The sequence below is a fragment of the Kribbella sp. NPDC050820 genome (assembly GCF_040653975.1).
Classification (GTDB): Bacteria; Actinomycetota; Actinomycetes; order Propionibacteriales; family Kribbellaceae; genus Kribbella.
Genome location: NZ_JBFAHB010000024.1, coordinates 61,225 through 80,357 on the forward strand (window position 1 = coordinate 61,225; position 19,133 = coordinate 80,357).

The following is a 19,133-nucleotide window of genomic DNA, read 5'->3' on the forward strand; positions in this document are numbered from 1 at the left end:
ACCTACACTCCGCCGACCAGACCGCGCTGCCGCCACTTGTCGAAGATGGGCTTGATCTGCCGCTCGGCATCGGTGACCGCCTGCTCGGGGCTGAGCTCGCCGCGGGCCGCCTTCGCGAACATGTTCGGGATGACGAACGTCGCGAAGACCTCGCCCTCGGCCGTGTTCGCCGGCCCCGGGTAGCCGATGTTGGTGCTCCACTCGATCGCGTTCTTCAGCACCGACAGCTTGTCGGCCGGCTTCGCGCCGAACGGATCGTTGTCCAGCCAGCTGTTCAGCTGCGGCACCAGCTTCGGGAACGCCGGCAGGTCGTAGAGCTTCGAGTGGTACGTCGCCGACGGCCAGTTGGCGGTGTAGTGCAGCAGGAACTCCTTCGCCGCGTCGACGTTGCGCGCGTGGCTCGGGACGATCCAGTTGTACATCACGTGCTGAGCGGCGAGTCCGGCCTTCGGGCCCTTCAGCGCCCGCACGAAGTAGATGTCGTCCGCAACTTCCGGGTTGGCCTCCTGGGCGGTGCGCCAGGCCGAGATCGAGTTCAGGATGTAGGACATCTGGCCGGCGATCAGGCCCTGGTTGTTGGAGGCGGGGTTCCAGGAGAAGACCTCGTTCGTCATCGTGTCCTTGAACAGGCGCTGCATGAACTCGACCGCAGCGATCGTCTCCGGCGAGTTGATCACCACCTCCTCGTTCTCGTTCTGGATCGAGGCGCCGTACGACCACATCAAGGCCCGGCCGGCCATGTTGGAGTCGATCTCCTGGGACATGCCCACACCCATCTGGATGCTCTTGGCCTTCTTGATCTCCGCGCCGCCGCGGTGCAGGTCCTCCCACGACGCCGGGCCGTCGGCCAGGCCGACCGACTCCCACAGGCTCTTGCGATAGTCGCCCGGATCCGGCACCCAGCCCGGCGAGTACGCGTAGTGCTTTCCGGTGGCCGGGTTCTGGCTCGACTTCACACACAGCGCCAACTGCTCGCCGTGTCGCCGCTGGGCCTCCTGCGCGACGTCCTTGAGGTCGACGACACTCGGCTCGAACTGCGACAACGGCGCGATGTACTGGATCAGGTCGTGCCCCTGCTTGGCCTGGATCTCGGCCGCGGTCCGGGCCACGATCTCGGTGTTGTTGATGTGGTCGACGGTGACGTTGACGCCGACCTCCGAGCCCCAGTTCTTCGCGAACGGGTCGAACCACGCGTCGTGGCTCGGCACGAAGTGGCTCCAGAGCAGGATCTTCAGGTCGCCGGACAGCCTCGACGTCGGTGAGGCCAGGGTCGGGCTCGGCGCGGGAACGGTCGCCTCAGGCGGCCCCGCGTCTTCTGCCGCATCACCACACGCCGCGGCACCGGCCGCAACAGCAGTCAGCCACAACAGGCTCCGTCGGGATATACGAGTCGGCTCGTCCATCGCGGACCTCCAGCACGAGACTCTTCTCCCCAGCCTGTTCACGGAGATCCGGTTGGGTCAACTTGTCGAGAGTCGCAGCAGCGACTCGGCGGCCTGACCGAGTCCGGACTTCATCCGGGCCAGGGCGAAACCCCCGATCCGGAGCGCATGGTGCAGGTCAGCGGCCAGCGGGGCCAGGAGCAGGTGCGCCGTGTAGTCGGCGTCCAGGTCCGGGCGGGCGTCTTCGATCAGTAGCGACAGGTGGCGGTGCCAGAGGTGGTAGGAGCCGATGCGGTAGCGGGCGCCTTCGGAGGCGTTCTCGCTGTCCACGAACAGCTCGATGTGCCGGTCCAGCAGGTCGAGGTAGGCGTCCAGGAACGCCGTCACCCGCTCGAGCGCGGACGCGCCGGGGCCTAGCGGCGGTGGACCGCTGAGGACCTTGGCCTGGAGTTCGAGCTCGCGTTCGTCGAGCAGGGCGACCGCCAACCCGGCCCGGTCGCCGAAACGGCGGAACACCGTCCCCTTGCCGACCCCCGCCGCCGCGGCGATCGCATCCAGCGACACGTTCTTCACGCCGTGCTCGGTGAAGAGCCGCTCCGCCGCCTCCAGCACCTTCAGCCGGTTCCGCCGGGCGTCCGCGCGTTCCGGGCGCGCCTGTCCGACGACCGGAAGATCTCGTTGTGAAGCGGACCGCGGTCCGGTACTGTCGTTCATAAGACGGACTGTAGTCCGCTAAAGACCCTGGAGGAAGGCATGAACGAGCGAAGCGAGTTCATCATCAAGCACAGTGCATATCGTGCCTCATCGGCGCCCGGAGCGAAGCGAGGACGTCGATGAGCATCACCCCCGCCCGGATCGTGATCGCGTACCACTCCGGCTACGGCCACACGGCCAGGCAGGCCGAGGCAGTCGCGGCCGGCGCCTCGACCGTGCCGGGCGCCGTCGCCGAGCTCGTGCCGCTGGACGAGCTGACCGAGGACGACTGGGCCCGGCTCGCCGCCGCGGACGCGATCGTCTTCGGCGCCCCGACGTACATGGGCAGCCCGAGCTGGGTGTTCAAGAAGTTCGCCGAGGAGAGTGTCCGGGCCTGGGCCGACAACCTGGCCTGGCGGGACAAGATCGCCGCCGGGTTCACCAACTCCAAGGCGATGTCCGGCGACAAGCTGAACAGCCTGGTCGACTTCGCCGTGTTCGCGGCCCAGCACGGGATGATCTGGGTCGGCCTGGACATCTACCCGGGCTGGGCCGAGAGCACCGCAAGTATCGAGGATCTCAACCGGCTCGGCAGCTGGCTCGGCGCGATGGCGCAGTCCGACGCCGACCTGTCGGCCGAGAAGGCGCCGCCGGCCACGGACCTGCGGACCGCGGAGGCGCTCGGCGCCCGGGTCGCGACCGTCACGCTGCGGCACCTGAGAGGAGCGCTGGCGGCCTGATGGCGTGGTTGGTTCTGCTCGCGGCGGCGGCGTTCGAGATCGCCTTCGCACTCAGCCTCAAGCCGAGTGAAGGGTTCAGCCGGCTCTGGCCGACCGTCGGAGTGCTGGTCTTCGGCGTGACGTCCGTCGTCCTGCTGGCGAAGACGCTGGATCACCTTCCGGTCGGTACGGCGTACGCGATCTGGACCGGCCTGGGATCGATCGGCGTCGTCACGCTCGGCATCCTGCTGTTCGGCGAGCCGATCACGCCGGCCCGGCTGGCCTGCATCGCCCTCATCGTCACCGGCGTCGTCGGCCTGCGACTGGTGGGCGCGGACTGATCAGGGAGTGGCGCGGTGGCGGCGCGGGCCGCGGACGGGCAGTGGCGTGGGATGGGTGTCGTCGAAGGCTCCCGGCGTGAAGGCGCCGTGCGCCGGGTTGAAACCGGACACCAGCCGGCGGTAGTCGTCCCACGTCTCGAGCCGCGGCGGAACGTTGCCGATGGCATCGACCTGGGTGACCGGGTACTGGCCGAGCTCGATCACCTCCCACAGCTCGGCGTCGTTGCGCAGCCCGCGCAGCTCGCCGAACAGCTCGCGGCCGAACCAGCACGGGTGGGCACGGCCGTTGTCGTACCGGCTGACGCCGATCGGGGTGGCCGGGCCGGCGACCTCGGCGACCAGCGACCAGACCGTGGCCGACGTCACACCCGGCTGGTCGCCGAGCAGCACCACGATGCCGTCGGTACGGCGGTCGACGGCATCCATCGCGGGCACGATCGACGAGCTTCCGGTGTCGGCGTGCGGCGACTCGACCACCCGGACGCCGTCGAGGTCGATCCGGTCGCGGATCTGTTCCGACGCGGCACCGAGCGTCATGACCAGCTGGTCGAAACCGCACTCCCGGGCGGTGCCGAGGGTCGCTCCGAGCAGCGTGTCGCCGTGATAGGCCAGAAGTTGCTTGGGTACGCCGAGCTGGGGAGAACCGTCCGCGGCGAGCAGGAGTCCGGTGACGAACATGCTCGCCTCAACCCCGGACCTGGGCTGTCGAAATCAACGCAGGCTCCCTCTGCTGATTTCCCCGAGCAAATTCGAGCCGAAGAATCGATGGAACCCCGCAGCTACCCGACGTGTCAACGACCGTCCGGAACGTGGTCAGGAAATGATCAGCCCAGGACCGAAGCAAACGCTTCAAGGGCGGGGTAACCGGCATTTCCGACCACGATCGTGGTGACGCCGGAACCGACCAGCACCAAGGCGTTCTCGCCCTTGCGGTCCTCCAGCACCTTGCGCTGCCAGGTGACGCCTTCGACGGTCGACGTACCGTCGTCGGTGGTTTTGCCGAGCTCCTCGCTCTGGAATTTCGTGCCGGTCACATTGGACTGTTCCAGGCCGACGTACTTCTTCTCGTTGGTGACCATGCCGAGGTGCCAGGTGACCGGGCTCTGCTCGGGGGTGCGGAACTGCACGCTGGTGGCGGTCCAGCCGTCCGGCATCGGGGCCGGGCCGCGGACCCAGGGGGCGACCTTCTTCGCGTCCTCGAGCTGCGCGGTGTACTCGACCGCCTTGATCCGCTCCTCCTTGGGCCGCCAGGTGACGACCATCAGGAACGCGACCACGACGAAACAGGCCAGCAGCGCCCAGACCATGTTCTTCAGCGTGCGGGCCTTGGCCCGGTCCCGGCGGTTCTGCTCCCGGTAAGCGATCTCCTCGGCTCGTGCGCGCGCTCTCTCGCGTGCCTCCGCCTCGCCGGCAGCACCCTGACCCGTCGAACTCATGACACGAGTGTCCCATCTCGCCGATCAGGGCCCGGAGGGTGTTGGCTACGATCCGGTGGCATGAGTGACCCGACCACACCACCTGCCCATCTCGAGGTCGAGGCGGACGCGCCTGACCGGAACCTGGCCCTGGAGCTGGTCCGGGTCACCGAGGCCGCGGCGATGGCGGCGGGCCGCTGGGTCGGCCGCGGCGACAAGAACGGCGCCGACGGCGCGGCGGTGAACGCGATGCGCACCCTGATCGGCACGGTCGGGATGAACGGCACGGTGGTGATCGGCGAGGGCGAGAAGGACAACGCCCCGATGCTCTACAACGGCGAGCAGGTCGGCTCGGGCGACGGCCCGGACTGTGACGTCGCGGTCGACCCGGTCGACGGCACCACGCTGGTCGCCAAGGGCATGGCCAACGGCATCGCGGTGATGGCGGTGTCGGCGCGGAACTCGATGTACGACCCGTCCGCGGTCTTCTACATGGAGAAGCTCGTGGTCGGCCCGGAGGCGGCCGAGGTGGTCGACATCCGGCTGCCGGTCGCGGAGAACATCCGGCGGGTGGCCAAGGCGAAGGGCTCCACGGTCGACGACGTCACCGTGGTCCTGCTGGACCGGCCGCGGCACGAGGAGCTGGCGACCCAGATCCGGGCCACCGGCGCGCGGATCAAGTTCATCAGCGACGGCGACGTGGCCGGCGCGGTCGAGGCGGCCCGGCCGGACACCGGCCTGGACATGCTGCTCGGCATCGGCGGCACGCCGGAGGGCATCATTGCGGCGTGCGCGATGAAATGCCTGGGCGGCCTGATCCAGGGCCGGCTGTGGCCGAAGGACGACGCGGAGCGGCAGCGGGCGCTCGACGCCGGCCACGACCTCGACCGGGTGCTCAGCACCGACGACCTGGTCAGCGGTGACGACTGCTTCTTCGTCGCCACCGGGATCACCGACGGCGAACTGCTGCGCGGCGTCCGGTACGGCCGGTCCACCGCGCGCACCCACTCGCTGGTGATGCGGTCGCGCAGCGGCACGATCCGCAGCATCGAGAGCGTGCACCAGCTGGAGAAGCTGCGCGCCTACTCCGCCATCGACTTCGAGCACGCCAGATGAGCGCACCTGTCCTCGTCGTCGGCGAGGCCCTCGTGGACATCGTCGGCAGCGCGGCGCGCACCAGGAACGGCAACGGCAAGACCAAGGCGACCCCGGGCGGCTCCCCGGCCAACGTCGCGGTCGGCCTGGCGCGGCTCGGCGTACCGACCGAGCTCGTCACCCGGTTCGGGACCGACGCGTACGGCGACCAGCTCGGCGCGCACCTGTTCGGGAACGGCGTCCAGCTGGCGCCCGGCTCGGTCGACCCGGGATTCCGGACCAGTACGGCGACCGCGACGCTCGACGCGGCCGGGGTCGCGTCGTACCAGTTCGACATCACCTGGGAACCGCCGGCGCTGTCGCTGTCGCGGGGTTGCCCGGCGATCCACACCGGGTCGATCGCGACCGTGCTGGAGCCCGGTTCGGCGGCGATCCACGCGTTCCTGAAGGCGATGGCCGACCAGCCGGTGACGGTGACGCTCGATCCGAACGCGCGGCCGACGATCACTCCGGACCCGGTGTCGACGTGGGCCGCCGTACGTGAGCTGGCCGCGCTGTCCGACCTGGTGAAGCTGAGCGACGAGGACTGCGAGTTCCTGCGGCCCGGGCTGTCGGCGGACGAGATCGCGGCGGAGCTACTGAGCGCCGGCCGGACCCAGTGCGTGGTGATCACGCGCGGCGGGGACGGCGCGATCGGGATCAGCCGCGAGGCGCGGATCGAGGTGACGGCGCCGCGGATCCAGGTCGTCGACACCGTGGGCGCGGGCGACTCGTTCATGGCGGCGCTGATCGCAGGGCTGCACTCGCGCGGGCTGCTCGGTCCGGCGCGGTTGGACGGCCTGACGGACGTGGACCTGCGGGAGGTCGTGGACTACGCGGTGAAGGCCGCTGCGATCACCTGTACGCGGCACGGCGCCGATCCGCCCACGGCCGACGAACACACAGCCACCTGGGGTGCCTGATGTCGGCTGACGCCTGGACCGCCGAGCTCGAGACCAAGGGCAGCGTCGTCTTCCCGCCGCGGCGCGGGCGGCTGGCGATCCGGCTGGCCGGGTTCGCCCTGCTGATGGTGATGTCGGCGTGGACGAACCTCGACCACTGGCGCAACGACGACATCTCCGGGGCCCTCGGCGTACTGCGGCTGACCGCGCTGGCTGCGTTCGTCTACGGCACCGGGCTGACCCTGTGGCAGCTGGTCACGAACCGTCCGGTCGTCAAGGTCGATGCCGAGGGCATCACGCGGGGACGCAGCCTGCGGTGGTCCGGCATCACCAGCATCGACGACCCGACCGGCCCGCCCGGACTCCGGACCGTGCAGATCCGCCCGACCGATCGACGCGCCCGGCCGCTGGCCATCCCGCAGGACAACGTCTCCGACCTGAGCGCGTTCACCCCTTGGCTGCGGTCACTCCACGAGGAGCATCGGGCCTAGCCGACGGTGCTGCGGACCGCGGAGAGGTGCTGTCGGGTGCAGTCGGCGGCGCGCTGTGGGTCCTTGTCGCGGATGGCCTCGGCGATAGCCTCATGGGCAGCCTGGTCATGGCGGTGCCGGTGGGTCTCGTCGAGCTTCAGCATGTCCATCATCGCCCGCCGGATCCGCGGCACCAGCGTGTCGAACAGGTCCGCCAGGGCAGCGTTGTGCGCCGCGGTCACCACCGCCCGATGGAAGGCCAGGTCGGCCTCGACGTACCAGTCGTCCGGTGACTTCTCCGACGCCTTCTTCCGATCCGCCAGCGTGTAGCGAAACATCTTGAGGTCGGCCGGCGTACGACGGGACGCGGCCAGCAGGGCCGCCTCTGCCTCGATCGCGAGCCGCACTTCCATCAGGTCGGCGATGTCGGCCTTGCGGAGCACCTTGTCCCAGTCTTCGGTGGCCTGCAGCGCGATCACGAAGACACCCGCACCCTGCCGGCTCTCCAGGACCCGGCGGCCCGCCAACTCCCGGATCGCCTCGCGGATCGTCGACCGGCCGACCCCCAGTTGAGCCGCCAGCGTGGTCTCACCGGGCAGCTTCTGGCCGAGCTGCCACTCGCCGCTGCCGATCCGCTGCAGCAGCTCCTCGGCGGCCTGCTCGGCGAGCGGGTGACGGCGAATCATGGGCACAGTCTAGAGGTACGCAGGTTGTCAGCTTGTCTGAGGAGTTGTACGTTGGGCCGCATGGACTGGAACCACCAGCAACCCTCCCCGATGCCCAGCCACCGGTACCGCGACATCTTCGCCAAGGTGCCGGTTGCGCCGGTCGACCGCGACTGGCCGGACCGCCGGATCAGCACCGCCCCGCTCTGGGTGCCGGTCGACCTGCGGGACGGCAACCAGGCCCTCGCCGACCCGATGGACCCGGACCGCAAGCGCCGGTTCTTGGAGCTGATGGTTGCCATGGGCTACAAAGAGATCGAGGTCGGCTACCCGTCCGCCTCGCAGACCGACTTCGACTTCGTCCGGTTGCTGGCGACCTCCGACCTGGTGCCGCCGGACGTGACGATCGTGGTGTTCACGCCGGCCCGGCCGGAGCTGATCGAGCGGACCATCGAGTCCGTCGCCGGGATGCGGTCACCGGTCGTCGTTCACATGTATGCGGCCACGGCTCCGACCTGGCGGGACGTCGTACTGCGTCGGACGCGGGACGAACTGGCGGCGCTCATCTATGCCGGGGCCGAGCAGATCCTGCGGCTGGCCGGGGACTCGGTGCGGTTCCAGTTCTCGCCGGAGGTGTTCAACCTGACCGAGCCGGACTTCGTGCTGGAGCTGGGTGATCAGCTGACCAAGCTGTGGGACGCGACGGCCGAGCGGCCGGTGATCCTGAACCTGCCGGCGACGGTCGAGGCGGCGACGCCGAACGTGTACGCCGACCAGATCGAGTACATGCACAAGAACCTGCCGCGCCGCGACGGCGTCATCCTGTCCGTGCACCCGCACAACGACCGGGGTACGGGGATCGCCTGCGCGGAGCTCGCCGTACTGGCCGGGGCGCAGCGGGTCGAGGGGTGCATCTTCGGCAACGGCGAGCGCACCGGGAACGTCGACATCGCCACCCTCGCGCTCAACCTGCACGCGCAGGGCGTGGACCCGATGATCGACTTCTCCGACATCGACGGGATCCGGCGGGTCGTCGAGGAGTGCACGCGGATGCCGATCCATCCGCGGCACCCGTACGTCGGGGAGCTGGTCTACACGGCGTTCTCGGGGACGCATCAGGACGCGATCCGGAAGGGGTTCGCGCGGCGGACCGCCGGCGACTCGTTCTGGGATGTGCCTTATCTGCCGATCGATCCGGCTGATGTGGGGCGTGGGTACGAGGCCGTCGTACGGGTCAACAGCCAGTCGGGGAAGGGCGGGATCGCGCACCTGCTGGAGGCGTCGTACGGCGTGCGGCTGTCGGCGGAGCAGGAGGTCGAGTTTGCGCGGCATGTGCAGCGGCACACGGACGCGACCGGGCGGGAGGCGACGGCGGTCGAGCTGAAGTCGCTGTACGAGGAGGTCTTCGGGTGCTCGAACTGAAGGACGTCGACTTCGTGCGAGACGGACGAACACTCGACTGAGCACCCGCCGGATCCGCGACATGCACCGTGCTGTCCCTTACAGTGAGCAAGCTCCGGGGGGAGTTTCTAAGGCTGGGGGTCTTGTGGGGGCTTCTGCTGAGGTCTGGTCTGCGGAGTTGCGGCGGACCGGGCGGGTGGTGTTTCCGATCCGGCGGTTGACGGTGGTGGTGCGGTGCTTCCTGCCGGGGGTGCCGATCGGGATCGGGGTCTTCACGCGGCCGGAGCCCAGTTTCTTGGCCGAGGACATCATGGCTGGAGTCCTCGTCATCGTCTGGGTGGGGCTGGTCGGATTCGGAGTGTGGCACCTGGTGACCGGGCGGCCGGCGGTGACGGTCGACGACGAAGGTGTGCGGGTTGGCCGGCGGAAGTTCCTGCCGTGGGGTGGGATCGCGCCGATCCACGTGCCGCTGGGTCACCGGCTCTTCACTGAGCTCCGGCTGATGCCGCACGACGCGCGGGACAAGAAGCTCACCATCGGCCGTGACCAACTGCGGGACGTTCCCGCCTTCGCGCGCTGGCTCGAGGACGAGCGGCTCGAGAAGGGGGCAGCATGGTTGTGATGGGTGAGCGGTCCCCGGAGGTCTGGACGGAGGAGTTCGAGCGGACCGGGCGGGTTGTGTTTCCGGTACGGCGGCGGCCGGTGCTGATCCAGTTCGTCTTCTTCCTGGCGCTGATCAGCCCCTCTCAGGTCAACTCGGTGACCGAGATGCAGAGCGCGGACGTTGCCGAACTCGTACTCCGCCTGCTCGGCACGACCAGCCTCCTCGTCTGCTTCGGCATGCTCGTGTGGCAGTTCGTCACCCAGCGGCCGGTCCTGGTCGTCGACCGGGAAGGCATCCGCTACGGCAACAAACGGTTCATGCCGTGGTCCGACGTCGGGACAATCGGGATCCCGACCGGCCCGAAGTTCTTCATGGCGGTCCCCGTGCTCCCGGCCGACGTCTGGGCCAAAGACCTCCAGGTCCGCCAGTACAACGTCAAGGACCTCCCGGCCTTCGCGGCGTGGCTGACCGTCGTACTGAAGCAGCAACGGGCCAGTGAGTCAGCGGCTGACTAGTGCCACGTCAACCAACGTTGGGGTCCTAACGCCAGCTTGTGTGCAATTCGACAGGAGGTGTCCGGTCCACGACCCCGAACGCCCGTCGGTTCAGGCGGGCAGCAGCCAGCCGTGGGCATACACGTCCTGTCGAACTGCACCGAAGACCATCACACTCCCGGCACCCCGGTCCACCTCCACGCCATCACAACCCCACCCCGGCACCGCACCTGCCGACCGGGGCAATTTCACCGGAGAACCCCGCAACTGACCGTTCTCCCCCACACATACCGAGAGGGAAGGGACCAGATCACGGGAGAACCCGGCAAATGCCTCCCACAGCCGGCGCACTGGCTGACGGCTCGGCCGGCCAGCTGGCAGTCATCGGCTCCGGGATTACCTCCCCAACCCTGCTTCACGCGGCACTAGTTGCTTGGGCCATGTCCAGGCGTAGTACGCAACGGCGGCCAGGAGCAGGATCTCGAGCGCGCTGCCGAGGACATAGTAGGTCCACTCACCGATCGCGCCGGCGATGATCGTGATCCCATACCCGAGGGCGAGGACGAGGTTGGCGACCCGGCCGATGCTCGGTGGGAGCACCAGGCTGGCGAACACCATCAGGCTGGGGACGACGATGTACGCCGTCGTCCCGGCCAGAAACGCCTGGTTGACGGTGAAGCCGCCGAGCTCACCGGCGTCCAGATCGGCACGGACGTCCGGCCGGTAGAGGCTGAACAGGTCGACGTACGCGAAGACGAACAGCGTCGACGTCCAGAGGCCGGCGAGCTTGACCCGCACGTTCACCGGGGCCGGGGTCCAACATGATCGTTCCCCTTCGGACCGGCGGCTGGACGGGTCAGGCGAGGCCGAGGCGTTTGGTGAGGCGGGGGCCTCGTTTGATCTTGATCTCGGCGAGGATGGCGGTGCCGCGGATGTGGAAGGTGGTGGGGCGGCCGCCGGAGGGGGTGGCGTCGGTGGGGCCGGACTGTTGTTCGGAGACCGAGCCGAGGATGGGGTTGCTGTCCAGGTGGACGATCGCGTTCTGCGGGACGCGGATCTTCACGTCGGCGAGGATCGACTTCACCTCGATGTACACGTCGTCGTACGGCAGCTGCGCCTCGGTGTAGTCCAGGGTGATGTCGCCGAGTACGGCGTTGACCTCCTGGTGCTGCGGGACGAGCCAGTTGCCGGTGCGCTTGGTCTCCGACATGAACGCGTTGATCACCGGGCCGGCGTGCACCGTCGTCCCCGGCTGCTGCGGGGACACCGCCGGCGCACTGGGTGCGGTCGGGCCGTTCGGCAGGTCGGCGGTGAGCTCGACCAGCTCGCCGTACGTCTTGGAGGCGTACAGGGTCTCGAGCCGCTCCTCGAGCTCGCCGTACGACAGCCGTCCCTCGCCCGCGGCGTCGCGCAGGACGTCGGCGACCTCCTCGCGCTCCAGGTCCGACACCCGGCGCCGCAGCGCCAACTCGTCGCCCGTCATCGGGGCCGGCGCGGGGACCGCGTCCTGCGGTCGGTTCTGCTGGGGGATCTCATCCTGGGCCACGACAAAACCTTACGCGCGCACCATCCCACCCGCAGTCGGGTCTCCTCCCCGATTCAACCCTGATCCCACCCCTGAATCCGGGGTGTGCTGTTCGTCGCGGGCCTGGCGGGGATCACTGGTGTGGCCTACGCGCTCCGGGACCGCGTCCCAGCGGGGACGGCGCAGGGAAACAACTACCAGCGGTCGTGGAATCGGCTGGCGCTCGGGCGGGAGTTGCCCGGGGCTTGGCGGGCGGTGCGGAGCTGAGTGTTGCCTAACCTCCTGGTGAGACGGAGGTCGCGGGCGGGGGTGGGCGTGGGCGGATTAGGGTGGTAGGGCTCAGACCACGTGTGATGGAGGTACGCCGGTGTCCGCCGACTTCAGTTACTCCGACTTGTTGCCGCTTGGTGCCGACGACACGGAGTACCGCCTGCTGACGACCGAGGGCGTGAGCACATTCACGGCAGGCGATCGGACCTTCCTGCAGGTGCAACCGGAGGTCCTGCAGGCGCTGACCGCCGAGGCGATGCACGACATCTCGCACTACCTGCGTACGGCGCACCTCGCGCAGCTGCGCCGGATCATCGACGACCCGGAGGCCTCCGGCAACGACCGGTTCGTCGCCCTGGACCTGCTGAAGAACGCGAACATCTCGGCCGGCGGCGTGCTCCCGATGTGCCAGGACACCGGCACCGCGATCGTGATGGGCAAGAAGTCCGAGGGCGTGCTGACCGGCGCGGTCGACGAGGAGTGGATCAGCCGCGGCGTGTACGACGCCTACACCAAGCTGAACCTGCGCTACTCCCAGATGGCCCCGCTGAACATGTGGGACGAGAAGAACACCGGCTCCAACCTCCCGGCCCAGATCGAGCTCTACTCGACCCCGGGGACGACCGACCCGGCGTACAAGTTCCTCTTCATGGCCAAGGGCGGCGGGTCGGCGAACAAGTCGTTCCTGTTCCAGGAGACCAAGGCGGTGCTGAACCCGTCCCGGATGATGGAGTTCCTGGACGAGAAGATCCGCTCCCTGGGCACGGCCGCGTGCCCGCCGTACCACCTGGCCGTCGTGGTCGGCGGGACGTCGGCGGAGTACGCGCTGAAGACCGCGAAGTACGCGTCCGCGCACTACCTCGACACGCTGCCGGCGAGCGGATCGCCGCTGGGGCACGGGTTCCGGGACGTGGAGCTCGAGGAGGAGGTCTTCAAGCTCACCCAGGAGTTCGGGATCGGCGCGCAGTTCGGCGGCAAGTACTTCTGCCACGACGTCCGGGTGATCCGGCTGCCGCGGCACGGCGCGTCCTGCCCGGTCGCGATCGCGGTGTCCTGCTCGGCCGACCGGCAGGCGCTGGCGAAGATCACGCCGGAGGGTGTGTTCCTGGAGCAGCTCGAGCGGGACCCGGCGCGGTTCCTGCCGGACACCACGGACGAGCACCTGGACGAGGAGGCCGACGTCGTCCGGATCGACCTGAACCGGCCGATGAGCGAGATCCGCGCCGAGTTGTCGAAGCTGCCGGTCAAGACCCGGCTGTCGCTGAACGGGCCGCTGGTCGTCGCGCGCGACATCGCGCACGCGAAGATCAAGGAGCGGCTGGACGCGGGCGAGCCGATGCCGCAGTACCTGCGCGACCACGCGGTGTACTACGCCGGTCCGGCGAAGACGCCGGAGGGGTACGCGTCGGGCTCCTTCGGGCCGACCACGGCGGGGCGGATGGACGCGTACGTCGACCAGTTCCAGGCGGCCGGCGGATCGTTCGTGATGCTTGCCAAGGGCAATCGGTCGAAGAAGGTGACGGACGCGTGCAAGGAGCACGGCGGGTTCTACCTGGGGTCGATCGGCGGGCCGGCGGCGCGGCTGGCGCAGGACTGCATCAAGTCGGTGGACGTGATCGAGTACGCCGAGCTGGGGATGGAAGCGGTGTGGAAGATCGAGGTCGAGGACTTCCCCGCGTTCGTGGTGGTGGATGACAAGGGCAATGACTTCTTCACGGACACGAAGAAGCCGGTACCGCTCACTGTGCGTCCTCGTAGCTGAACAGAGGTGGTCCGCATGAGTCGGCGGATGGCGCGGATGAACAACAGGATCGGGGTGTGGATGTACCGCACCCTCGACGGGCGGCTGGCGAGTGGGAGCAAGGACGTGCGCGTCCTGATGCTGACCACGCCCGGCCGCCGGACCGGCGTACCGCACTCGACCTGTGTGCGGTACCTGGAGCGGCCCGACGGGCTGCTGGTGTGGGGAACGGGCTCGGGCTCGCGCGAGGACCCGGACTGGTTCCGCAACCTGCGCGCGGCGCCGACCACGGACGTGCAGATCGGCGCGGAGCACCGGACGATGCATCCGCGTGAGCTGACCGGCCAGGAGCGTCAGGTCGTCTGGACCGACGTGATCCTGGCCGAGGATCCACGGATCGGGCGATTCGCCACCAAGGCCAAGCGCACCATCCCGGTCGCGGTGCTGGAGCCTGTGGAGAACTAGCCCGCCTTCATGTCCACCGGGTCGGGGAGCTTGAGGAGGAGCGTCTTCGCGGCCTGGACGACATCGGCTTCGTTGTGGCCGAAGGCCTGCAGGTACGACCCGAGCGCGGATCGCAGTAGTCGCAGCTCCTCAGGTTGCAGCTCGATCGTGTACATGTTTCCAAGGTAAGACCCAGCCCGGGACTGACAACCCCTCGTGATCCACCCGTTGTCTCAGCCGTGCCAGCCGACCGTGCCGAGCACCTCGGCGGCGACCTCCGCGGGCGCCCGGTCGTTCGCCACCGTGAAGTCCTGAATCGGCTGATGCGTCGCCGCCTGAGCCAGCGCAGCCTCCAGATCCCACTCCGGCCCGCGGGTGGTCCGAGTCCGGTCGGCGATCAGCTCAACCGGCGTGTCCAGCCGCACCAGCTGTACGTCGCAGTCGTGCAACGCCGACGCGTACGCCGCTCGGAGCTCGGGTGTCTCCACCTGACCGCTGACGACCATGAACTGGGCACCGGCATCGCGGTAGGTGGTCCACACCGCGGCGAGGTTGTGGACCCGCAGCTGGTCGTGGAACCGGAGGCCGGGGAGAGGGCGGCCGGCGATGGCCGGCACCGGCTGTCCGGCAGGGCCGAACTGGGCGACGGCGTCGAGGTCGAGCACCGCGGTGCGGTGCCGGCGCGCGGTGAGGAGGGCGCCGATGGTCTGGGCGATGGTGGTCTTGCCGACGCCACCGCCGCCGGTCAACAGGAGGGCCCGGGGCATGTCAGCTGTGCAGCTCCTCGGCGATCAGCGTCGGCTGGTGGTCGGTCGGGGCCGTCGGCAGGCGCCAGTTCGCGGGCGGCATCCAGGACTGCCAACCGTCGGAGAACGGCGGCCCCCAGGCCTCGATCTCCCGCACCGCCGCGTGCCCGTCGGCGATGATCCGCTCCGCCTCGGCCGCGGTGAAGCGGCCCGCGGTGACCGCGCCCTCCAGCTCGTCCTCGTCCTTCCACTCGATCGTGCGGTCCGGCTGGATCCACAGGTCGAGGACGTGGTCGACGGTGCTGGTACGGCGCCCCGCGACATCCCGCTCGTGCGGCGCCTCCAGGTTCACGTACCACCCGCGGAAGGTGCCGTCGTCGGCCCAGAAGTGCCACACCGACCACGGCTTGCCGGGCGGCAGCACCTTGAGGATCCCGGTGCCGCGCCAGACGTCGAGCTTCAGCACCCGCTCCTCGGTGAACATCGCGACCGGACCGGCGTACCTGGTCTCCCGGCCGTCGGTGAGGACCGGCTTGATCAGCGGCGTCCCGGGCGCCAGCCAGGCGACCAGCCCGTCGGCGTCGTCGCGCACCACGGTCATCGGCCGGACGTTCGGCTTGTCCTCGTGCCGCCCGGTCCCCTGGTACACCCACTCGATCACCGTGCCCGGCTCCCACAAGCGCCCCGGCGCAGGCGCTGCCGCGCTCACTGCTGAGCCGGATTCTGGGCCGGCCGGGTCATCGACAGTACGTCGAGCGCCGCGTCCAGCTGCTCCTCGGTGAGGTCACCCTTCTCGACATGACCGTTCTCGATGACGACCTCACGGATCGTCTTGCCTTGCTTGAGCGCGCTCTTGGCGACCGCGGCGGCGTTCTCGTAGCCGATGTAGCGGTTGAGCGGGGTGACGATCGACGGTGACGACTCGGCCAGCGCGCGGGCGTGCTCGACGTTCGCGGTGATGCCGTCGACGCAGCGGTCGGCGAGCAGCCGGGAGGAGTTCGCCAGCAGGGTGATCGACTCGAGCAGGTTGCGGGCGATCACCGGGAGCATCACGTTCAGCTCGAAGTTGCCGCCGGCGCCGGCCACAGTGATCGCGGTGTCGTTGCCGATCACCTGGGCGGCGACCATCAGGGTCGCCTCGCAGATCACCGGGTTCACCTTGCCCGGCATGATGCTCGACCCCGGTTGCAGGTCGGGCAGCTGGATCTCGCCGAGCCCGGCCCGCGGCCCGGAGCCCATCCAGCGCAGGTCGTTGCAGATCTTGGTCAGGCTGACCGCGACCGTCTTGAGCTGACCGGACAGCTCGACCAGGCCGTCCCGCGCGCCCTGCGCCTCGAAGTGGTCCTCGGCTTCACGCAACTCCAGGCCGGTACGCCGGTTCAGCTCGGTGATCACCTTCGCCGCGAACCCCGGCGGGGTGTTGATCCCGGTGCCGACCGCCGTACCGCCGAGCGGCAGCTCGGTGACCCGGAGCAGCGTCGCGCGGACCCGGTCGGCGCCGCGCCGGATCTGCTGGGCGTAGCCGTCGAACTCCTGGCCGAGCGTGACCGGCGTCGCGTCCATCAGGTGCGTACGGCCGGACTTCACCACCGCGGCGAACTCGGATCCCTTACGGGACAGGGATTCCACCAGGTGCTCGAGCGCCGGCAGCAGGTCCTGGACGACGCCGGCGGTCGCAGCGACGTGGATCGCGGACGGGAAGGTGTCGTTGCTGGACTGGGAGGCGTTGACGTGGTCGTTCGGGTGCACCTCGGCGCCGAGCTCGCGGGAGGCGAGGGTGGCGAGCACCTCGTTGGTGTTCATGTTCGTCGACGTCCCGGAGCCGGTCTGGAACACGTCGATCGGGAACTCCGCGTCGTACTCCCCCGCGGCCACCTTGTCCGCGGCGGCGACGATCGCGTCGGCCTGCGCCCGGTCGACGACGCCGAGCTCGGCGTTCACCACCGCGGCCGAGGCCTTGATCTGGGCGAGCGCGTGCACGAGCGCGGGCTCCAGCGGCCGGCCGGAGATCGGGAAGTTCTCCACCGCACGCTGGGTCTGCGCCCGCCACAACGCGTCCCGAGGCACCTTGACTTCGCCCATCGTGTCGTGCTCGATCCGGAATTCCACGTTGTCACCCATACCTGCAGCGTACGTCGCTCGTCACTGTCGGCAGCCCTGGTAGACGTAGTAGGTCTCGGCCCGTTCTTGCAGCTGCACCGGGACCGGCTTCACCTCGCACGCGCCGAAAACTGACGCGACAACATCCTCCAGGGCGCCGGACTCGGACGACGACCAGACGGTCAGCACACCGCCGGCTCGAAGCTTCGACCTGCACGTGGTGACGAACGGCGAGGCGTAGATGGCCGAGTTCTCGTTGTAGACAAGGAAGTCCGGGCCGTTGTCCACATCCAGCAGGATCGCGTCCAGCGAGGCATCCTCGGCCTCGGCAACCACATCCCGTACGTCGCCGACCACGACACCCACCCGTGGATCGTCCAGCACCGACGGCACCAGGCCGGAGCGCATCCACGAGACCAACTCGGGCTCGATCTCGGCGACCACCACCTGGCCGAGCCGCGGGTCGGCCAGCAGCGCTCGCACGGTGTAGCCGAGCCCCAGACCGCCCACGAGCACGCGGTCAGGACGCCGTACCGAGGCCAGGGCCGCCGACGCCAGCAGCTCCTCGCTGGAGGTCTCCACGTCGTCCATCACGAAGACGCCGTTCACCCGCAGCTCCAGCGCACCGTCGTCGCGGCGACGGAGGACGAGCTCACCCCGCTCACTGCTCCCCCGCGCGATCTCCAGCACCCGGTCATCTTCTCAGTAGCGCACCTTGTACCGCAGATGGGTGACGTTCGCGCTGGGTACGACGGCAGTCCGCTCCAGCTGGAACTGCCGGCCGATGCCGTCGAACAACCGGGTGCCCGACTTCAGCAGGACAGGGACCAGATGCAGCTGGATCTCGTCCAGCAACCCCGCGGCAAGGCACTGCTGAGCGGTGCTCGCGCCGTGTACGCCGACGACCTTGTCGCCCGCCGCCTTCTTCGCCTGCTCGACCGCCGACTCGATCCCGTCGGTGACGAACGTGAACACCTGCGGCGCCCGTACCGTCTCCGGCGCCGGAGCCTGGTGGGTCGCGACGAAGCACGGGATCTGCCCGGCCGGGCCGCCGTCGCCCCAGCCACCGTCGCCCTCGGCGAGGTCGTAGGAGCGCCGGCCCATCAGGATCGCGCCGACGTTGGCCGCCATGCCGTCGAGGACCTCGGTGTCCTCCGGGGCCGGCTCCCACAGCCAGCGGTGCAGGATGTCGCCGCCGGTGCCGAGCTGGTGCTCCCGGGTGACGTCCGGGCCGGTGACGAATCCGTCCAGCGACATCGAGATGCCCGAGATGACGAGTGCCATGATGACTCCTTCGCAGAGGTGGTTGCCTACCTCTCGAAGCCTGCCGCGCACCCGGCCCCCGGCGCTTCCGTGCTCACCACGGAAGCGGCACGGAAAACGGTCAGTACCAGCCCTTGGCCTGCGAGTGCGCCCAGGCGGAGCAGGGGGAGCCGTAGCGGTTGTCGATGTAGTCGAGGCCCCACTTGATCTGGGTGATCGGGTTGGTCCGCCAGTCGGAGCCGTACGCCGCCATCCGGTTCCCGGGGAGCGCCTGCGGAATGCCGTACGCGCTGGAGGTCGGGTTGTCGGCGTCGACCTGCCAGCGCGACTCCTTGTTCCACAGCTTCTCGAGGCAGCCGAACTGGCTCTCGCTCCAGCCGTGGTCGGACAGCAGGTTGCGGGCGACCTCCTTGGGCGTGCCCTCGTACTTCTCGCGCTCGGCGTCGCGGCTGGCGCGCTCCTCGCGGGAGTTCTGGCTGGTCTTCTGCAGCGCCTCGTACCGCTTCAGCGCCGCGTTCTTGGCGGCCTGCTTGGCGTCGGCCTGGTCCTGCGCGAGCTTCCGGGCCTGCTCGACGGCCTCGAGCTGGTTGCGCAGCTTGGAGACTTCCTTCGCCTGCTCCTCGGCGCTCTGCGGCTTTTCGGACGGGGTTGCGGCAGCGCGGGCCCGCTCGCTGTTCAGAACGGCCATCTCGGCGCGTCCGGAGACCTGCTCTGCGGCCTGGCTGCTCCCGGGGGAGCTGAAGAGGTCGATACCGGCGACAACGGAGACGACGGCGATCCCTGTCACTGAGAGAGCCGCGACGGAGCGCTTCGCTTTCATCTGT

General features: G+C 69.2%; 24 protein-coding genes. 10 read left to right on the plus strand and 14 right to left on the minus strand.

What is annotated here, in order from left to right; all coding sequences use genetic code 11:
- Positions 1–2: 2 nt before the first annotated feature.
- The gene (locus AB0H36_RS21690) at positions 3–1,403 is read right to left on the minus strand and encodes an extracellular solute-binding protein (RefSeq protein WP_360525995.1); all 1,401 of its coding nucleotides are present in this window, start codon (positions 1,401–1,403) and stop codon (positions 3–5) included.
- A 57-nt stretch (positions 1,404–1,460) separates the two neighbouring features.
- Complete coding sequence (locus tag AB0H36_RS21695) at positions 1,461–2,096, minus strand: TetR family transcriptional regulator (RefSeq protein WP_360525998.1); 636 nt, start codon at positions 2,094–2,096, stop codon at positions 1,461–1,463.
- Between the two features lie 119 nt (positions 2,097–2,215).
- On the opposite strand from AB0H36_RS21695, the gene AB0H36_RS21700 reads away from it, so the two are divergent.
- Both AB0H36_RS21700 and AB0H36_RS21705 read left to right on the plus strand, forming a co-directional pair.
- On the plus strand, positions 2,216–2,815 hold the full coding sequence (locus tag AB0H36_RS21700; protein WP_360526001.1) for a flavodoxin family protein: 600 nt from the start codon (positions 2,216–2,218) through the stop codon (positions 2,813–2,815).
- On the plus strand, positions 2,815–3,135 hold the full coding sequence (locus tag AB0H36_RS21705; RefSeq protein ID WP_360526004.1) for a multidrug efflux SMR transporter: 321 nt from the start codon (positions 2,815–2,817) through the stop codon (positions 3,133–3,135). Before AB0H36_RS21700 ends, AB0H36_RS21705 begins: the two co-directional genes overlap by 1 nt.
- Here the strand turns inward: AB0H36_RS21705 and AB0H36_RS21710 are convergent, their stop codons facing one another.
- Positions 3,136–3,813, minus strand: a complete 678-nt coding sequence (locus tag AB0H36_RS21710; protein WP_360526007.1) for a nucleotidyltransferase family protein — start codon at positions 3,811–3,813, stop codon at positions 3,136–3,138.
- A 146-nt stretch (positions 3,814–3,959) separates the two neighbouring features.
- A complete protein-coding gene (locus tag AB0H36_RS21715) occupies positions 3,960–4,571 on the minus strand; it encodes a DUF4245 domain-containing protein (protein ID WP_360526010.1) in 612 nt (203 codons plus the stop codon).
- A gap of 60 nt (positions 4,572–4,631) precedes the next feature.
- Between AB0H36_RS21715 and glpX the strand changes: the two genes are divergently transcribed.
- The 3 genes from glpX to AB0H36_RS21730 are packed head-to-tail and all read left to right on the plus strand — an operon-like array spanning position 4,632 to position 7,077.
- Positions 4,632–5,666 (plus strand): class II fructose-bisphosphatase, encoded by a 1,035-nt coding sequence (gene glpX / locus AB0H36_RS21720; protein WP_360526013.1) that lies wholly within the window; start codon positions 4,632–4,634, stop codon positions 5,664–5,666.
- A complete protein-coding gene (locus tag AB0H36_RS21725; RefSeq protein WP_360526015.1) occupies positions 5,663–6,607 on the plus strand; it encodes a carbohydrate kinase in 945 nt (314 codons plus the stop codon). Before glpX ends, AB0H36_RS21725 begins: the two co-directional genes overlap by 4 nt.
- Positions 6,607–7,077, plus strand: coding sequence for a hypothetical protein (locus AB0H36_RS21730; RefSeq protein ID WP_360526018.1), 471 nt, complete (start codon positions 6,607–6,609; stop codon positions 7,075–7,077). Before AB0H36_RS21725 ends, AB0H36_RS21730 begins: the two co-directional genes overlap by 1 nt.
- On the opposite strand, the gene AB0H36_RS21735 is transcribed toward AB0H36_RS21730, so the two are convergent.
- Complete coding sequence (locus AB0H36_RS21735; protein WP_360526021.1) at positions 7,074–7,742, minus strand: FCD domain-containing protein; 669 nt, start codon at positions 7,740–7,742, stop codon at positions 7,074–7,076. The two genes, AB0H36_RS21730 and AB0H36_RS21735, sit on opposite strands and share 4 nt — an antisense overlap.
- 60 nt (positions 7,743–7,802) lie before the next feature.
- Here AB0H36_RS21735 and AB0H36_RS21740 point away from each other — a divergent pair, with 60 nt between their 5' ends.
- From AB0H36_RS21740 to AB0H36_RS21750, 3 genes are all read left to right on the plus strand, one after another.
- The gene (locus tag AB0H36_RS21740) at positions 7,803–9,143 is read left to right on the plus strand and encodes a 2-isopropylmalate synthase (RefSeq protein ID WP_360526024.1); all 1,341 of its coding nucleotides are present in this window, start codon (positions 7,803–7,805) and stop codon (positions 9,141–9,143) included.
- Positions 9,144–9,267: 124 nt separating this feature from the next.
- A complete protein-coding gene (locus AB0H36_RS21745; protein ID WP_360526027.1) occupies positions 9,268–9,744 on the plus strand; it encodes a hypothetical protein in 477 nt (158 codons plus the stop codon).
- On the plus strand, positions 9,744–10,241 hold the full coding sequence (locus AB0H36_RS21750) for a hypothetical protein (RefSeq protein ID WP_360526030.1): 498 nt from the start codon (positions 9,744–9,746) through the stop codon (positions 10,239–10,241). The genes AB0H36_RS21745 and AB0H36_RS21750 overlap by 1 nt, the downstream gene beginning before the upstream one ends.
- Positions 10,242–10,616: 375 nt before the next feature.
- Here the strand turns inward: AB0H36_RS21750 and AB0H36_RS21755 are convergent, their stop codons facing one another.
- Entirely contained in the window at positions 10,617–11,024 is a 408-nt protein-coding gene (locus tag AB0H36_RS21755; protein WP_360526033.1) for a DUF6326 family protein, read from the minus strand.
- Positions 11,025–11,076: 52 nt separating this feature from the next.
- The gene (locus tag AB0H36_RS21760; RefSeq protein ID WP_360526036.1) at positions 11,077–11,766 is read right to left on the minus strand and encodes a DUF1707 domain-containing protein; all 690 of its coding nucleotides are present in this window, start codon (positions 11,764–11,766) and stop codon (positions 11,077–11,079) included.
- A 346-nt stretch (positions 11,767–12,112) separates the two neighbouring features.
- Between AB0H36_RS21760 and AB0H36_RS21765 the strand changes: the two genes are divergently transcribed.
- Together AB0H36_RS21765 and AB0H36_RS21770 are read left to right on the plus strand one after the other, a co-directional pair.
- Positions 12,113–13,777, plus strand: coding sequence for a fumarate hydratase (locus AB0H36_RS21765; RefSeq protein ID WP_360526039.1), 1,665 nt, complete (start codon positions 12,113–12,115; stop codon positions 13,775–13,777).
- A gap of 15 nt (positions 13,778–13,792) precedes the next feature.
- Positions 13,793–14,221: a nitroreductase/quinone reductase family protein gene (locus AB0H36_RS21770; RefSeq protein WP_360526042.1), complete on the plus strand. Its 429-nt coding sequence runs from the start codon at positions 13,793–13,795 to the stop codon at positions 14,219–14,221.
- Here AB0H36_RS21770 and AB0H36_RS21775 read toward each other — a convergent pair.
- The 7 genes from AB0H36_RS21775 to AB0H36_RS21805 form a co-directional block, all read right to left on the minus strand.
- On the minus strand, positions 14,218–14,376 hold the full coding sequence (locus AB0H36_RS21775; protein WP_360526045.1) for a hypothetical protein: 159 nt from the start codon (positions 14,374–14,376) through the stop codon (positions 14,218–14,220). The genes AB0H36_RS21770 and AB0H36_RS21775 overlap by 4 nt on opposite strands.
- Before the next feature lie 57 nt (positions 14,377–14,433).
- Positions 14,434–14,967 (minus strand): hypothetical protein, encoded by a 534-nt coding sequence (locus tag AB0H36_RS21780; RefSeq protein WP_360526048.1) that lies wholly within the window; start codon positions 14,965–14,967, stop codon positions 14,434–14,436.
- A gap of 1 nt (position 14,968) precedes the next feature.
- A complete protein-coding gene (locus AB0H36_RS21785) occupies positions 14,969–15,607 on the minus strand; it encodes a DUF402 domain-containing protein (RefSeq protein ID WP_360526051.1) in 639 nt (212 codons plus the stop codon).
- 44 nt (positions 15,608–15,651) lie between these two features.
- Positions 15,652–17,067 carry a class II fumarate hydratase gene (locus tag AB0H36_RS21790; protein WP_360526054.1) on the minus strand — a complete coding sequence of 472 codons (1,416 nt, stop codon included), beginning with the start codon at positions 17,065–17,067 and terminating at the stop codon, positions 15,652–15,654.
- A 21-nt stretch (positions 17,068–17,088) separates the two neighbouring features.
- Positions 17,089–17,736: a hypothetical protein gene (locus tag AB0H36_RS21795; RefSeq protein ID WP_360526057.1), complete on the minus strand. Its 648-nt coding sequence runs from the start codon at positions 17,734–17,736 to the stop codon at positions 17,089–17,091.
- Positions 17,737–17,748: 12 nt separating this feature from the next.
- Positions 17,749–18,330 (minus strand): dihydrofolate reductase family protein, encoded by a 582-nt coding sequence (locus AB0H36_RS21800; RefSeq protein ID WP_360526060.1) that lies wholly within the window; start codon positions 18,328–18,330, stop codon positions 17,749–17,751.
- A gap of 100 nt (positions 18,331–18,430) precedes the next feature.
- The gene (locus AB0H36_RS21805; RefSeq protein WP_360526062.1) at positions 18,431–19,129 is read right to left on the minus strand and encodes a hypothetical protein; all 699 of its coding nucleotides are present in this window, start codon (positions 19,127–19,129) and stop codon (positions 18,431–18,433) included.
- Positions 19,130–19,133 lie beyond the last annotated feature (4 nt).